Source organism: Streptomyces rectiviolaceus, from assembly GCF_039533825.1.
Classification (GTDB): domain Bacteria; phylum Actinomycetota; class Actinomycetes; order Streptomycetales; family Streptomycetaceae; genus Streptomyces; species Streptomyces rectiviolaceus.
In genome coordinates, this window is the sequence record NZ_BAAAUG010000031.1 from 32,763 (window position 1) to 50,280 (window position 17,518).

The window sequence follows — 17,518 nt, forward strand, 5'->3', positions numbered from 1 at the left end:
ATGTCCGACGTCCGTATGGTCCGTCGACCGGTCGCCGCCGCCCAACTGGGCATCTGGGTCGCCCAGCAACTCCAGCCGGACAGCCCTCTCTACAACTGCGGTGGCTACTACGAGATCAGCGGTCCCGTCGACGTGGGCACCCTCGACCGCGCGGTGCGGCGCGCCGTCGAGGAGACGGAGGCCCTGCGGTCGTACTTCTCCCAGGACGGGGAGGGGAGCGAAGAGGGCGTCTGGCAGCTTGTCGAGCCGCTCGACCCCTGGCCGCTGCGCCTGCTCGACCTGCGCGACGAAGTGGATCCGGAGAAGGCGGCCCACGCGTGGATGCGCGAAGAGATGGCCAAGCCCTTCGACCTCTCCCGCGCACCGCTGAGCGCCCAGACGCTGCTGACCCTGGCCGACGACCGGTCCTTCTACTTCCACCGCTACCACCACGCGGTCCTGGACGGCTTCGGCCACTCCGTGTACGCGGCCCGCGTGGCCGCCATCTACACCGCGCTCCTGGCCGGTGAGCAGCCCCCGACGACCAGCTTCGCCACCCTCGACAAGGTCGTCGCCGACGAGGCCGCCTACCCCACATCGCGCCGTCACGCCCGGGACCGCGCCCACTGGCTGGATGCCTTCGCCGACCTGCCGGACCCGCTGTCCCTGGCGGGTCGTCAGGCAGCGAGCACGTACAGCCAGTTGCGCCGTGTGATCACCCTGCCCCCGGCGCTCGTACGCGGCCTCACGGGTCTGGCCGAGCGGCTCGACGCGCAGTGGCCCGTGCTCGCCATGGCCGCCACCGCCGCGTTCTTCCACCGCATGTCGGGCCGTACCGACTTCACCTTCGCGCTGCCGCTCGCGGGCCGCACGGGCCGCACCTCGATCGCCACCCCCAGCGCGATGGTCAACGTCCTGCCCATCCGGGTCACGGTGGCCGCGGACATGCCGTTCTCGGAGCTGACCGCCCAGGTCTCCCGCGCCCTTGCCGACGTCCTGCGGCACCAGCGGTTCCGCGGCGAGCAACTCGTCCAGGAGCTCGGCCTGTCCGGCGGGCGCCAGGCACGGCTCGGTCCGACGGTCAACGTCATGGCCTTCGCCAATGAACCCCGCTTCGGCGACAGCCCCTCGGTCGCCCACCCGCTGTCCACGGGCCCTGTCAACGACCTGAAGATCAACTTCTACGGCACGGCCGACTCCCACGCGGGCCTCCGCGTCGAGTTCGACGCCGACCCCGAGCTGTACGACGAGCGCGACCTCGCCACCCATCAGGACCGCCTGGTGCGGGTGCTTGAGGCGGTGGCCGCTGATCCGCTGCGGTCGGTCGGGGAGCTGGAGATTCTTGACGCGGCTGAGCGTGAGCGGCTGTTGGTGGAGTGGAATGGCGTCGCTCGGGATGTTCGGGGTGTGTCGTTGCCGGTGTTGTTCGGGGAGCAGGTTGCGGCTTCTCCGGGCGCGGTGGCGGTTGTTGCGGGTGATGTCTCCCTGACGTATGGGGAGTTGGATGCTCGCTCGAACCGGGTGGCGCGGTGGTTGGTGTCGCAGGGTGTGGGCGCCGAGCGGTTCGTGGGCGTGAAGCTGGCGCGGTCGGTGGATCTCGTCGTTGCGCTGCTGGGTGTGGTCAAGGCGGGCGGCGCGTACGTTCCGGTTGATCCGGAGTATCCGGCTGAGCGGATCGCGCACATCTTGTCGGATGCCGATCCGGTGCTGGTCATCGATGACGTCTCCGTGCTGGATCAGGCTGAGAGCTTCTCGGATGCGCCGCTGACTGACGCGGATCGGCTGGCGCCGCTTGAGCTGCATCATCCGGTGTACGTGATCTACACCTCGGGCTCGACCGGCCGCCCCAAGGGCGTGGTCGTTGAACACGCCTCGGTGGGCCACTACTTGGAGCGCGCCCGTGAGGTGTACGCGGATGCCGCGGGTTCGGCGCTGCTGCACTCGTCGGTGGCCTTCGACCTGACGGTGACTGCTCTGTACTCGCCGCTGGTCTCCGGAGGCCGGGTGGTTCTGGCCGAGCTGGATGAGCAGGCCGCTGAGGCGGGTCAGCCCTCATTCATGAAGGTCACGCCCTCGCACCTGGCCCTGCTGGAGGCCCTGCCCGGTGAGATCTCCCCGTCGGGGACGCTGATCACCGGTGGGGAGGCACTGAACGGCGAGGCTCTGTCGGCCTGGCGTGCCGCGCACCCGGGCGTGACGGTGGTCAACGCGTATGGTCCGACGGAGGCGACGGTCAACTGCACCGACTTCCGTATCGAGCCGGGCCAGGACGTGGCCTCGGGTGCGGTGCCGATCGGCCGCCCCTTCTGGAACACCCGCGCCTACGTCCTGGATGCGGCCCTCCGCCCCGTCCCGGTCGGCGTCGCGGGCGAGCTGTACATCGCGGGCGCGGTCCTGGCCCGCGGCTATTGGCAGCGCCCCGACCTGACGGCCGAGCGTTTCACCGCAGACCCCTTCGGCCCGGCAGGGGCTCGGATGTACCGCACCGGTGACCTGGCCCGCTGGAACGCGGACGGTCAGCTCGTCTACGCGGGCCGGGTCGACGACCAGGTCAAGCTCCGTGGCTTCCGCATAGAACTCGGCGAGATCCAGGCCGTGTTGACCGCAGCCCCTGGTGTCGCGCAGGCCGCCGTCATCGTCCGCGAGGACCGCCCCGGCGACCAACGTCTGGTCGCCTACCTCGTCCCCGACGCAGGCCAGGAGACCCTCCCGGCCGAGGCCCTGCGCGAGCACGCCGCCGCCCAGCTCCCGGACTACATGGTCCCCTCCGCCTTCCTCACCCTGGACGCCCTGCCGCTGACCACCAACGGCAAGCTGGACCGCCGCGCCCTGCCCGCACCCGAGTACGGCCCCGAAGGCGGCGAGGGCCGGGCGCCCCGCTCGCCGCGCGAAGAGATCCTCTGCGGACTCTTCGCCGAGCTGCTCGGACTGGCGGACGTCAGCATCGACGACGACTTCTTCCGTCTCGGCGGCCACTCCCTGCTGGCCACTCGCCTGGTCAGCCGCGTACGCACCGTCCTGGGTGCCGAACTGCCCATCCGGCAGCTCTTCGAGACCCCGACCGTCGCCGGAGTATCCGCCGCCCTGGAAGGCGGCCTCGCCGGCGCCCGTCGTGGAGTGACCGCAGGGCCCCGCCCCGACCGCATCCCCCTCTCCTACGCCCAGCAGCGTCTCCGCTTCCTCGACCTCCTCGATGAGGACAGCACCGCCTACAACGCCCCGGGCGCCCTGCGCCTGACCGGCCCGCTCGACACGGACGCCCTGCGCACAGCCCTCGCGGACGTCGTCGGGCGGCACGAGAGCCTGCGTACCCTCTTCGCCGAGGACGACGAGGGCTTCCGGCAGGTGATCCTGGCCCCGGAGTCGGCCGGGGTCGAGCTGCCCGTGCGGACGGTCGTGGAAGGTGAACTCGCCGCCGAGCTGGCCGCCGGCGCACGGTACGTCTTCGATCTGGCCGCCGAACTCCCGCTGCGGGCAACGCTGTTCACGCTGGGCGACGAAGAGCACGTACTCCTGTTGCTGCTGCACCACATCGCGGGCGACGGCTGGTCCATGCGTCCGCTGGCGCGCGACCTGGCCCAGGCGTACGCGGCGCGCGTCAAGGGCGCCGCTCCCGAGTGGGCCCCGCTGCCGGTCCAGTACGCGGACTACAGCATCTGGCAGCGCGAGGTCCTCGGCGCCGAAGCCGACCCGGACAGTGAGATCGCGCGTCAGCTCGGCTACTGGCAGGGCGCGCTGGCGGGAATCCCGGACGAGCTCGCGCTGCCCTTCGACCGGCCGCGCGGCCAGGAGAGCCAGGAGAGCCAGGAGCGGGGAGGGCGGGCCGACTTCGACATCCCCGCCGGTCTCCACCAGGCCCTCGGGACTCTGGCGGGGCGTACCCGCTCCAGTCTGTTCATGGTCCTCCAGGCCGGTCTCGCGGGGCTCCTGAGCAGGCTGGGCGCCGGACACGACATTCCCATCGGGACGCCCGTCGCGGGCCGCACGGACGCGGCGGTGGAGGAGCTGGTCGGGTTCTTCGCCAATACGCTGGTGCTGCGCACCGACGCCTCCGGCGACCCGACGTTCACCGAGCTGATCGGGCGGGTGCGCGAGCAGGGTCTCGCCGCGTACGCACATCAGGACCTGCCCTTCGAGCGGCTCGTGGAGGCGGTCAACCCCGAGCGCTCCCTCGCCAGGCATCCCCTCTTCCAGGTCTGTCTGACCCTGCACAACACCGACCCGAGCGCCACCCTCGCCGAGGTCGCCCAACTACCGGGCCTCGACGCCCGGTTGGAGCTGCCCGAGGTCGGGGACGCCAAGTTCGACCTCAACTTCGAGCTGACCGAGCGGTTCGACGCGCAGGGGCGGCCGGCCGGCATCGGCGCCGTCCTGGAGTTCAACGCCGGTCTCTTCGACCAGACCACCGCGCGCGCCACCGCCCAGCGCTATCTGCGCCTCCTCGTGGCCATGGCCGAGGGCGCCGACCGCGCGCTGTCCACCGTCGAACTCCTCGACGAGGCCGAGCGCGCCACGGTTCTCGGCGAGTGGAGCGACATCGCACGGGACGGTGCCGTCGACGCCGTCGCCCGGCTCGCTCTGCCCGCCGAGGTGCGGGGCACCAGGGTCTACGTACTCGACGATGCGCTGCGCCCGGTCGCCCCCGGCGTACCGGGACAGGTGTACGTCGCGGGCGGCGACGACTCCGCGGCCGACCCGTCCCGCTGGGTGCCGTGCTCGTTCCAGGACAGCGGCCTGATGTACCGCACGGACAGCGTGGGCCACTGGTCGCGGGAGGGTGAACTCCGGCTAGCCGCGCGGGAGGACGACGAGGGAGCGACGGTCGTGGCCGCGCGGTCCCGCGCCCCGCGCAGCCCCCGTGAGCAGATCCTGTGCACGATCTTCGCCGAGATGCTCGGGGTGCCCTCCGTGGGCATCGACGACAGCTTCTTCGACCGCGGCGGCCACTCGCTGTCCGCCGTGCGGCTGCTCAGCCGCATCCGTTCGGTGCTCGGCGCGGAGATCTCCATCCGCAGGCTCTTCGAGAACCCGACGGTGGCCGGTGTCGTGGCCGTGCTCGACGAGGCCTCCGGCGTCCGTCCGCCGGTCGTGCCCGTGACCAGGCCGCCGCGGATCCCGCTCTCGTACGCCCAGCGGCGGCTGTGGTTCATCAACCACCTGGAGGGCCCGAGCGCCACCTACAACATCCCGGTGGAGCTGCGGCTCACCGGCACCGTGGACCTTCCCGCGCTGCGCCAGGCGCTCGCCGACGTCGTCGAGCGGCACGAGAGCCTTCGCACCCTGTTCGCGGAGGACTCCGAAGGCGCGCGGCAGATCATCCTGCCGCCCGCCCAGGCCAGGCCCGAGCTCATCGAGGTCACGGTCGCGCCCCAGGCCCTCGACGGGCAGGTGCGGGCCGCGGCGTCCCACGAGTTCGACCTCACCGCCGAACTCCCCCTGAAGGCATGGCTGTTCACGGCGCACGACGGCCGGCAGGTGCTCGTGCTCGTGGTGCACCACATCGCGGGCGACGGCTGGTCCATGGGACCGCTGGCCCGGGACGTGTCGCTCGCCTACGCGGCGCGCATCGGCGATGCCGCCCCCGCCTGGGAGCCGCTGCCGGTCCAGTACGCCGACTACACGCTGTGGCAGCGCCAGGTCCTCGGCTCCGAGAACGACCCGGACAGCGAGCTGTCCCGCCAGGTCACGTACTGGAAGGAGGCGCTCGCCGGGCTCCCCGAGGAGCTTGAGCTGCCCGTGGACAGGCCGCGTCCGCCCCGGCAGTCCTACCAGGGTGGCCGCGTCCCCTTCGAGATCCCCGCGGAGCTGCACACGGGCCTCGCCGCGCTGGCCCGCGAGACCCGCTCCAGCCTCTTCATGGTCGTCCAGGCCGCCGTGGCGACCCTGCTCACCCGCCACGGCGCCGGCACGGACGTACCCATCGGCAGCCCCGTGGCGGGCCGCACCGACGCGGCCGTGGAGGACCTCGTCGGGTTCTTCGTGAACACGCTGGTCCTGCGCACCGACACCTCCGGCGACCCGTCCTTCAGCGACCTCGTGGCCCGCGTCCGCGAGACGAACCTCGGCGCCTACGCCCACCAGGACGTGCCCTTCGAGCGGCTCGTGGAGGTGCTCAGCCCGGCGCGCTCGCTGGCCAGGCACCCGCTCTTCCAGGTGCTCCTCGGCTTCGACAAGAACCAGGAGGCGCTCGACGTGCTGCGCCTCCCCGGCCTGACCGTCGACGTCAGCGCGCCGGAGACCGGCCGCGCCAAGTTCGACCTGGCGTTCTTCTTCGACGAGACGTACGGCCCGGACGGCGAGCCCACGGGCCTGCACGGCGCCGTCGAGTACAACAGCGACCTGTTCGACTGCCAGACGGCGCGCGAGTTCGCCGACCGGCTCACGCGGATCCTGCGGTGCGTGGCGGCCGACCCCGCACAGCGCATCGGCGGCATCGACGTGCTGGCGTCCGACGAGCGCCGCCGCATCCTGACCGACTGGAACGACACCGCGCACGAGGTCCCGACGCAGCCGGTGCCCTCGCTCTTCGAACAGCAGGCCGCCGATGTGCCGAGCGCGATCGCACTGATCGCCGATGACGTCAGCCTGTCGTACGGCGAACTCAACGCCCGTGCCAACCGCCTCGCCCGCCACCTCGTCGCCTCCGGCATCGGCGCCGAGGACGTCGTGGCCATCGGTCTTCCCCGCTCGCCCGAACTCGTCGTCGCCCTGGTCGCCGTCCTCAAGACCGGCGCCGCCTACCTCACCCTGGACACCTCCGCGCCCGAGCAGCGGCTGCGGGCCATCCTCGGCGACTGCGCGCCCCGCGCCGTCGTCACCGACAGCGCCACCCGGCCGCTCCTCGGCGACGCCGACACCGTCTGGGCAGTGCTCGACGCCCCGGCCACGGCCGCCGCGCTCGACGCCGCCGCGGACACCGACCTGACCGACGCGGACCGGACACGCCCCCTCGACCTGCGCCACCCCGCCTACGTCGTCTACACATCGGGCTCCACCGGCACGCCCAAGGGCGTGACGATGCCGATGAGTTCGCTCGTCAACCTGCTCGCCTGGCACACCGGGACCTACAGCGGCGGCGTCGGCACCCGCACCGCCCAGTTCCTGGCCGTGTCCTTCGACTTCGCGGTGCAGGAGATCCTGCAGGCCCTGGTCGCAGGCAAGACCCTGGTCATCCCCGACGACGAGGTGCGGCGCGACGCCTACGAACTGGCCGCCTGGATCACCCGCTACGGCGTCAACGAGCTGTTCGCGCCCACCCTGGTCATAGACGCGGTCCTCGCGGCCGCCGCCGACCGGGGCGACCCCCTCGACTCGCTCACCGACATCTTCCAGGGCGGCGAGCAGTTCCGGCTCAGCACCGAGCTGCGCGACTTCTGCTCGGGCGGCTGGCGGCGCATGGCGCACAACATCTACGGCCCCGCAGAGACCCACGCCGTCACCACCGCGACGCTGCCCGACGACATCGACGAGTGGCCGTCGTCCGCGTCCATCGGCGAACCCCTGTGGAACGCCGCCGTGTACGTCCTGGACGACCTGCTCCAGCCGGTGCCCGCCGGGGTACGCGGCGAGCTCTACATCGGCGGCGCCCAGTTGGCCCGCGGCTACCTCGGCCGACCCGACCGCACCGCGGAGCGCTTCGTCGCCTCCCCGTTCGGGACGCCGGGCAGCAGGCTCTACCGCACCGGCGACATCGTGCGCTGGCACCGCGCGGGAGAGCTGGAGTTCCTGGGCCGCGCCGACCACCAGGTGAAGATCGGCGGCTTCCGCGTGGAGCCCGGCGAGGTCGAGGCCGTCCTGGAGGAGCACCCCGCCGTCGGCACGGCGGCCGTCCTCACCCGCGAGGACACCTCGGGCCCCGCGCGCCTCGTCGCGTACGTGGTCCCCGAGGGAACGGCAGCCGTGTCCTCACAGGGCGACCTCGCCCGCACCCTGCGCGGCCACCTCGAGAAGCACCTGCCGCACTACATGGTCCCGTCGGCCGTCATGGTCCTCGACGAGCTGCCGCTCACCCCCAACGGCAAACTGGACCGGCGTGCGCTGCCCGCCCCCGAGCTGCTCACCGGGGCGTCGGGCGAGGGCCCGCGCACCGAGCACGAGAAGGTCCTGTGCGACCTGTTCGCGACGGTGCTCGGCGTCACCGAGGTCGGCATCGACGACGGGTTCTTCGACCTCGGCGGCGACAGCATCATGTCGATCCAGCTGGTCAGCAGCGCCCGCAGGGCCGGACTCGAACTCTCCGTGCGGGACATCTTCGAGCACCGCACGGTGGCCGCGCTCGCCGACGTCGTCCAGGAGGCGACCGGCGCCCCGGCAGAGGAGCCGGGCGCCGGCATCGGCGACGTACCGCTCACCCCGATCAAGCACTGGCTGACCCGGCGCAGCGACGACCTCGACGGATTCAACATGTCCGCCGCCCTGCGCGCCCCCGCCGACCTCGACGCCGACACGCTGACCGGAGCCGTGCGGGCCCTGCTCGACCACCACGACGCGCTGCGGGCCCGGCTGACCCCGGCGCCCGAGTGGCGCCTGGAGATCCGCGAACCGGGCGCGGTGGACGCCGCGTCCTGCGTGCGCAGGGTGGATGCGACGGGACTCGACGGCGCCGGGTTCGACACCCTCGTACGCGAAGAGGGCGAGCGGGCGCGTGACCGCCTCGACCTGGCGGCGGGCACGCTCACCCAGGTCGTGTGGTTCGACCGGGGCGCCGACGCGCCGGGCGTACTGCTCGTCGTCATCCACCACTTGGTGGTCGACGGGGTGTCCTGGCGGATCCTCGTCCCCGACCTGGCCGAGGCCTACGAGGCGCTCGCCGCGGGCCGTACGCCCGAGCTGCAGCCGGTGGGCACCTCGCTGCGCCGCTGGTCCCAGCGCCTCACGGAGGAAGCGGCCAAGCCGGCCTGGGCGGCCGACGCGGCGTGGTGGCAGGGCGTCCTGCGGGGCGCCGAACCCACCCTGGGCAAGCGGTCGCTCGACCCCGCCCTGGACACGTACGCCACGGCGGGACAGGCCACGGTGACCCTGCCGGTCGCCGTCACGGAGGCCGTCCTCACCCGCGTGCCCTCGGTGTTCAACGCCGAGGTGAACGACGTGCTGCTCGCCGCGTTCACGCTGGCCTGGACGCGCTGGAGGGCCGGGAACAACAGCGGCCTGCTGCTCGACCTGGAAGGCCACGGCCGTGAGGAGCAGGTCGTGGAGGGCGCGGACCTTTCGCGGACGGTGGGCTGGTTCACCAACCTCTATCCCGTACGTCTGGACGCGGGGGGCGCGGATCTCGCCGACGCCTTCGCGGGCGGTCCCGCGGCCGGTGAAGCGGTCAAGCGGGTCAAGGAACAGCTGCGGTCGGTGCCCGACAAGGGCATGGGCTACGGCCTCACCCGCTACCTCAACCCGCAGACGGCGCAGGGCTTCGACGCACTGCCCTCGCCCCAGGTCGCGTTCAACTACCTCGGCCGCTTCAACGCGGCCGACAGCGACCGGGCCGCCGACTGGACCCCCCTCACCGGCATCGACGGCGTCGCGGGCGACCCCTTGCACCTGCCGCTCGCCCACCCCCTGGAGCTCAACGCCCGCACCCAGGACGGCCCCGACGGGGCACAGCTGGTGGCGTTCTGGACCTGGGCCGACGGAATCCTCGACGAGCGCGGCGTACGCGAACTCGCCGACCTGTGGTTCCAGGCCCTCGAAGCGCTCGTGACCCACGCCGAGCGCCCCGACGCCGGAGGCCTCACCCCCTCCGACGTGTCCCTTGCCTCGATCACGCAGGACGAGATCGAGGCATTCGAAGACGAGTTCACTGACGACGAGTTCGAAGAGTTCGACGAGTTCGAGGAAGAAGAGGGCCAGAAGTGAGTCGCACCCCGCGGAAGATCGAGGACATTCTGCCGCTGGCCCCGCTTCAGGAGGGCCTGCTCTTCCACAGCGTCTACGACGAGGGCGGACTCGACCCTTACGTCGTCCAGATCGCCTTCGACATCGAGGGCGCTCTCGACACCGCCGTGCTGCGCGGCGCCGCAGAGACACTCCTCGCCCGGCACGCCAACCTCCGTGTCGCCTTCCGCCAGCGCAAGAACGGCGACTGGGCGCAGCTGGTGATGCGCGAGGTCAAGCTGCCCTGGGCCGAGAAGGACCTGACGGACCTGCCCGAAGCCGAACGCGACGCGGCAGCAGCCGAGTTGATCGCCGCCGACCGCGCCACCCGCTTCGACGTGGCGCGGCCCCCGCTGCTGCGCTTCACGCTGATCAGGCTCGGCGACACGCACCACCGTCTCGTCCTGACCAACCACCACCTCCTCCTCGACGGCTGGTCGCTGCCCGTCCTCATGGGCGAGCTCTTCACGCTGTACGACGCGGGGAACGACGCCGGGGCCCTGCCCCGCGTCCGCCCCTACCGCGACTACCTGAGCTGGCTCGGCAGCCGCGACCAGGACGCCGCGCGCGCCGCCTGGGGCGAGGCGTCCGCCGACCTCGCCGAGCGCAACGTCGTTGCCCCCGAAGCGGGCCGCGCCGCCGTCGCGGGAGCCGAGGTCCAGTCGACCCTCTCCGAGACGGACACCGCCGCCCTCACCGAGACGGCGCGCGGCCGCGGCATCACCCTCAACACCGTCGTCCAGACCGCCTGGGCCATCGCCCTGAGCAAGCACACCGGCCGCGACGACGTCGTGTTCGGCACCACCGTCTCGGGCCGCCCGCCCGAGCTCGAAGGCGTCGAAGCCATGGTGGGCCTGTTCATCAACACGCTGCCCACCCGCGTACGCCTGCGCCCCGCCGAGCCGCTCGCGGCTCTCCTCACCCGCGTCCAGGGCGAGCAGGCCCGCCTCACCCCGCACCAGCACCTGGGCCTCGCCGAGATCCAGCGCACCGCCGGGCACGGCGAACTCTTCGACACCTCCATGGTGTTCCAGAACTACCCCGTCAACCGCTCCGGCTCGGCGGGCGAGGGCATCGGCGCGGCCATCAGCGTCGCCCCCGGCAAGAACCGCGAGGCCACCCACTACCCGCTGCTCCTCATCGCATCGGCCCGCGAGACCATGCGGTTCCGCCTCAACTACCGCCCCGACGTCTTCGACGCGGACACCGCCCAGCGGGTCCTCGACCGTTTCGTCCGCGTCCTGCGCGCCCTGGCCGCCGACCCGGACCAGCCGACGGGCCGACTCGACCTGCTCGCCGACACCGAGCGCCATCTCGTCCTGCGGGAGTGGAACGACACCGCGCACGACGTCCCGGACGCCACGGTCCTCGACCTCTTCCGCGCCCAGGCGGCCCGCACCCCCGACGCCCCCGCCGTCACCTGCCACAACGAGACCCTCAGCTACGCGGAACTCGACGCACGCTCCAGCCGCCTCGCCCACCACCTCATCGGCCACGGCGTCGCCCCCGAGCAGTTCGTTGCCATCGCCATGCCCCGCACTTCCGAGGTCGTCACGGCCCTGCTCGCCGTGCTCAAGGCGGGCGCCGCCTACCTCCCGGTCGACCCCGACTACCCGGCCGAGCGCATCGCGTTCATGCTCGGCGACACCGAGCCCGCGCTCATGCTCACCACCCGCGAGCTCGCCGCCGCCCTGCCCGCGACGGACACCCCCCAGCTCCTCCTCGACACCCCGGAGGTCGCCGAGGCCCTGGCCGCCCGGCCCGCCACAGCCCCCACCGACGCCGAGCGGAACGGCCCGCTGCGGGCGGCCCACCCCGCGTACGTCATCTTCACCTCGGGATCCACCGGGCGCCCCAAGGGCGTCGTCATCGAGCACCGCTCACTCGGCGCCTACCTCCAGTGGGCCCGCGACGCCTACCCGGCCATGACCGGCGCCTCGCTCCTGCACTCCCCGGTCTCCTTCGACCTCACCGTCACCGCCCTCTACACCACCCTGGTCTCCGGCGGCCTGGTGCGCGTCGCGGAACTCGACGAGCACGCCGCCGAGGGCGTCACCCCCACCTTCCTCAAGGGCACACCCAGCGTTCTCGCCCTCCTCGAAGCGCTGCCCGACGACGCCTCACCCAGCGAACTCATCATGCTGGGCGGCGAGTTGCTGCTCGGCGAGGTCGCAGACCGCTGGCGCGCACGCCGCCCGGGCGCCGACCTCCTGAACGTGTACGGAGCCACCGAGGCGACCGTCAACAGCGTCCAGTACCGCCTGCCCGCGGGCACCCCATCGCCCACCGGCCCCGTCCCGGTCGGCCGCCCGTTCTGGAACACCCAGGTGTACGTCCTGGACAGCGGCCTGCGGCCCGTCCCCGTAGGCGTCCCCGGCGAGGCCTACATCGCGGGCACCGGCCTGGCCCGCGGCTACTGGCACCGTTCCGACCTCACCGCCGAGCGTTTCGTCGCCAACCCCTACGGCCCGGCAGGGTCCCGCATGTACCGCACGGGCGACGTCCTGCGCTGGAACGACGACGGCCAGCTGGAGTTCGTCGGCCGCGGCGACGGCCAGATCAAGCTGCGCGGCTACCGCATCGAGCTCGGCGAGATCGAAGCCGTCCTCGCCGCGCACGACGGCGTCACCCAGGCCGCCGTACTGCTCCGCGAGGACCAGCCGGGCGACAAACGCCTCGTCGCGTACGTCGCCACCGGCGGCGCCACCGTCGCGCCGGACTCCGTGCGCGAACACACGGCGGCCCAACTCCCGGACTACATGGTCCCGTCGGCCTTCGTCACCCTGGACGCCTTCCCGCTCACCCCCAACGGCAAGCTGGACCGCCGCGCGCTGCCCGCCCCCGACTACGGCACCCAGAGCGAGGGCCGCGCCCCGCGCTCACCGCGCGAGGAGATCCTCTGCGGTCTGTTCGCCGAGGTGCTCGGCACCCCCTCCGTCAGCATCGACGACGACTTCTTCCAGCTCGGCGGCCACTCGCTGCTCGCCACCCGCCTGGTCAGCCGCATCCGCTCGGCACTCGGCGCCGAGATGCCCATCCGGCAGCTCTTCGAGACCCCCACGGTCGCCGGCGTCTCCGGCGCCCTGGACACGGGCAACGGCGCCGCACGCGCCGGCGTCACCGCGGTACACCCGCGCCCGGCCCGCCTCCCGCTGTCCTTCGCCCAGCAGCGCCTGTGGTTCCTCGGCAAGTTCGAGGGCCCGAGCGCCGCCTACAACTCCCCGGTCGCGCTGCGGCTTTCGGGATCCCTGGACCGTACGGCGATGGAAGCGGCCCTCGCCGACCTCGCCGCCCGGCACGAGAGCCTGCGCACGGTCTTCGCGGAGGACGCCGAAGGACCGCACCAGGTGATCCTCGACCCGGCCGATGCCCAGCCGGTCCTGACCGTCGTGCCGACCGACGAGAGCGGCCTGCGGTCCGAGCTCGACCGGGCGGCTCAGCACATCTTCGACCTCGCGAAGGAACAGCCCCTGCGCGCCTGGCTCTTCGAGCTCGGCGACGACGAGCACGTCCTTCTCCTGCTCTCGCACCACATAGCCAGCGACGCCTGGTCGCGCGCCCCGCTGGCCCGCGACCTGACGGCGGCGTACGCGGCCCGCTGCGACGGCCGCTCGCCGTCCTGGACGCCGCTGCCCGTGCAGTACGCGGACTACAGCATCTGGCAGCGGGACCTGCTGGGCGATGCGGGCGGTGCGGGCGGGAACGACGGGAACGACGGAGACGACGGGCACGACAGCGAGATCGGCCGTCAACTGGCCTACTGGAAGAAGGCGCTGGCCGACCTCCCCGAGGAACTGGCGCTCCCCTCCGACCGCCCGCGCCCCGCGGTCGCCACGCACCGCGGTGACGTCGTCACCTTCGAACTCTCCCCGGCACAGCACGAAGGCCTGGTGGCCGTGGCCCGAGGCGGCCAGGCGAGCCTCTTCATGGTGCTCCAGACGGCGCTCGCGGCACTGCTTTCGCGCCTGGGCGCGGGTACGGACATCCCGATCGGCACGCCGATCGCGGGCCGTACGGATGATGCCCTCGACGATCTGGTCGGCTTCTTCGTGAACACGCTGGTGCTCCGCACGGACGTCTCGGGCGACCCGACGTTCGCGGAGCTCCTTGAGCGGGTGCGGGCGCAGAACCTGGCGGCGTACGCGCATCAGGATCTGCCCTTCGAGCGGCTCGTGGAGATCGTCAACCCGGAGCGTTCCCTGGCCAGGCACCCCCTCTTCCAGACCATGCTCAACCTCAACAACGCGGGCCCCGTCGAAGCCCTCGACGCGATAGCCAAGCTCCCCGGCCTCACCGTGCACCACGAGCCGGTGGAGACCAACCGCGTCAAGTTCGACCTCGGCTTCTCCTTCGCCGAGTCCCACAGCTCCACCGGCACGCCGGGCGGCCTGCGTGGCGCGCTCCAGTTCAACACGGACCTCTTCGACCGCGGCACCGCCGAGACCCTGGTCGCCCGCTTGGTGCGGGTGCTTGAGGCGGTGGCTGCTGATCCGCGGTGTGCTGTGGGTGGGGTCGAGGTGCTGGGTTCGGCTGAGCGTGAGCGGTTGCTCGTCGAGTGGAATGGCGTTGAGCGTCCGGTTCGGGGTGTGTCGCTTCCGGTGTTGTTCGGGGAGCAGGTTGGTGTTTCTCCGGATGCGGTGGCGGTTGTTGCGGGTGATGTCTCCCTGACGTATGGGGAGTTGGATGCTCGGTCGAACCGTGTGGCGCGGTGGTTGGTGTCGCAGGGTGTTGGTGCCGAGCGGTTCGTTGGTGTGAAGCTGGCGCGGTCGGTGGATCTGGTGGTGGCGCTGCTGGGTGTGGTGAAGGCGGGCGGTGCGTACGTTCCGGTTGATCCGGAGTATCCGGAGGAGCGGATCGCGCACATCCTGTCGGATGCCGATCCGGTGCTGGTCATCGATGATCCGGCGGTTCTTGCGGAGGCCGATGGCTTCTCGGATGCGCCGCTGACTGACGCGGACCGGTTGGCGGCGTTGGAACTGCATCACCCGGTGTACGTGATTTACACCTCGGGTTCGACCGGGCGCCCCAAGGGTGTCGTGGTCGAGCATGCCTCGGTGGGGCACTACTTGGAGCGTGCCCGTGAGGTGTACGCGGATGCTGCTGGGTCGGCTCTGCTGCACTCCTCGGTGGCCTTCGACCTGACGGTGACTGCCCTGTACTCGCCGCTGGTCTCCGGCGGCCGGGTGGTGCTGGCCGAGCTGGATGAGCAGGCCGCAGATGCGGGTCAGCCGAGCTTTATGAAGGTGACGCCCTCCCACTTGGCGTTGCTGGATGCGCTGCCCGGTGAGATCTCCCCGTCGGGGACGCTGATCACCGGTGGTGAGGCGCTGAATAGCGAGGCTCTGTCGGCCTGGCGTGCCGTGCACCCCGATGTGGCGGTCGTGAACGCGTACGGCCCGACGGAAGCGACGGTCAACTGCACCGACTTCCGTATCGAGCCCGGCCAGGAGGTCACTGCGGGTGCCGTGCCGATCGGCCGCCCCTTCTGGAACACCCGCGCCTACGTCCTGGATGCGGCACTGCGCCCCGTCCCGGTGGGTGTGGCGGGCGAGCTGTACATCGCGGGCGCCGTCCTGGCCCGCGGCTATTGGCAGCGCCCCGACCTGACGGCCGAGCGTTTCACCGCCGACCCGTACGGCCCGGCAGGCTCCCGCATGTACCGCACCGGCGACCTGGCCCGCTGGAACGCGGACGGCCAGCTCGTCTACGCGGGCCGGGTCGACGACCAGGTCAAGCTGCGCGGCTTCCGTATAGAACTCGGCGAGATCCAGGCCGTGTTGGCGTCCCACGCCGATGTGGCCCAGGCCGCCGTCATCGTCCGCGAGGACCGCCCCGGCGACCAACGCCTGGTCGCCTACCTCGTCCCCGACGCCGGCCAGGAGACCGTCCCGGCCGAGGCCCTGCGCGAGCACGCCGCCGCTCAGCTCCCCGACTACATGGTCCCGTCGACCTTCGTGGTGCTGGACGCGCTGCCGCTCACCACCAACGGCAAGCTGGACCGCCGCGCCCTGCCCGCACCCGAGTACGGCCCGGAGGGCGAGGGCCGTGCGCCCCGCTCGCCGCGCGAGGAGATCCTCTGCGGCCTCTTCGGTGAAGTCCTCGCCATCGACGCCGTCGGTATCGATGACGACTTCTTCCGTCTCGGCGGTCACTCCCTGCTGGCCACCAAGCTGGTCAGCCGCATCCGGTCGGTGCTCGGTGCCGAGATGCCCATCCGGCAGCTCTTCGAGACCCCGACCGTCGCCGGAATCTCCGCGGCGCTGGACAGCGGCCTGACGGGTGCCCGTCGAGGCATCACCGCGGGCCCGCGACCCGAGCGCATCCCCCTTTCCTACGCCCAGCAACGCCTCTGGTTCCTCAGCCAGTTCGAGGGCCCCAGTGCGACGTACAACGCGCCCGTCGCCCTGCGCCTGACCGGCCCGCTCGACCGCGACGCGCTGCACCAGGCGCTGACGGACGTCGTCGGGCGGCACGAGAGCCTGCGCACCGTCTTCGCCGAGGACGGCAACGGCCCCCGCCAGATCGTCCTCCCGGCCGACTCGGAGCAGGCCCGACCGGCTCTCGAGATCGTCGGGACCGACGCGGACTCGCTGCACGGCGAGCTGGCTCGCGCTGCCGCGCTGCCGTTCGACCTGGTTGCCGAAATCCCGTTCAGGGCATGGCTGTTCGCCGTCTCGGCTGACGATCATGTGCTTCTCGTCGTAACGCACCACATCGTGAGCGACGCCTGGTCGCGCGCCCCGCTGGCCCGTGACCTGGCCGCCGCCTACGCGGCCCGCGTTGAGGGCCGCACCCCGGCCTGGGCCCCGCTGCCCGTGCAGTACGCGGACTACAGCATCTGGCAGCGCGAGATCCTCGGCTCCGAGGACGACGCGGACAGCGAGATCAGCCGCCAACTCGCCTACTGGACCGACTCCTTGGGTGGTCTGCCGGACCAGCTTGAGCTGCCGTTCGACCGGCCCAGGCCCGCCGTCGCCTCGTACCGCGGCGACCGCGTGCCCTTCGCGATCCCGGCGGAGCTGTACCAGCGGATCACCGAGGTGGCGCGGACCACGCAGTCGAGCCCGTTCATGGTGCTGCAGGCCGCGCTCGCGGCCCTGCTCACCCGGCTCGGCGCGGGCACCGACATCGCGATCGGCACGCCCGTCGCCGGCCGCACCGACGATGCCGTGGACGACCTGATCGGCGTCTTCCTCAACACCCTCGTGCTGCGCACCGACACCTCGGGCGACCCGGCCTTCACCGATCTCGTGGCGCGGGTCCGTGAGACGAACCTCGGTGCGTACGCGCATCAGGACCTGCCCTTCGAGCGGCTCGTGGAGGCAGTCAACCCCGAGCGCTCCCTCGCCAGGCACCCCCTCTTCCAGGTGCTCCTGACCCTCAACAACACCGACTACCAGGGCGCGTTGGGGTCGCTGGACGAACTCCCCGGGCTCGCCGTCGAGCGGGAGTCGGTCGAGTCGTCCGTCGCCAAGTTCGACCTGGCCTTCGGCTTCATGGAGCGCCACGACGAGAGCGGGCAGGTCTGCGCGCTCGGCGGAACGCTGGAGTACAGCACCGACCTGTTCGACCGGAACACGGCCCGGACCCTCGTCGACCGGCTGCTGCGCGTCCTCGCGGAAGCCGTCGCGGCCCCCGAGGCGCCCCTCGGCCGGATCGACCTGCTCACCGC

Annotated in this window: 2 protein-coding genes (1 of these 2 running past the window's edge); both read left to right on the forward strand. The window is 72.0% G+C overall.

The features are described 5' to 3' along the window. On the forward strand, window positions 1-9,828 hold the full coding sequence (locus ABD378_RS10600; RefSeq protein WP_344520343.1) for an amino acid adenylation domain-containing protein: 9,828 nt from the start codon (window positions 1-3) through the stop codon (window positions 9,826-9,828). Further along, window positions 9,825-17,518, forward strand: partial view of a non-ribosomal peptide synthetase gene (locus ABD378_RS10605; protein WP_344520344.1) — the 5' portion only. The gene runs 12,862 nt beyond the window's last position; only the first 7,694 of its 20,556 coding nucleotides appear in the window; the start codon lies at window positions 9,825-9,827; its stop codon lies beyond the right edge, outside the window. Before ABD378_RS10600 ends, ABD378_RS10605 begins: the two co-directional genes overlap by 4 nt.

Excerpts from the sequence above, each read along its gene's own strand:
- ABD378_RS10600 (WP_344520343.1), top strand. The coding sequence starts at position 1 with ATGTCCGACGTCCGTATGGTCCGTCGACCGGTCGCCGCCGCCCAACTG.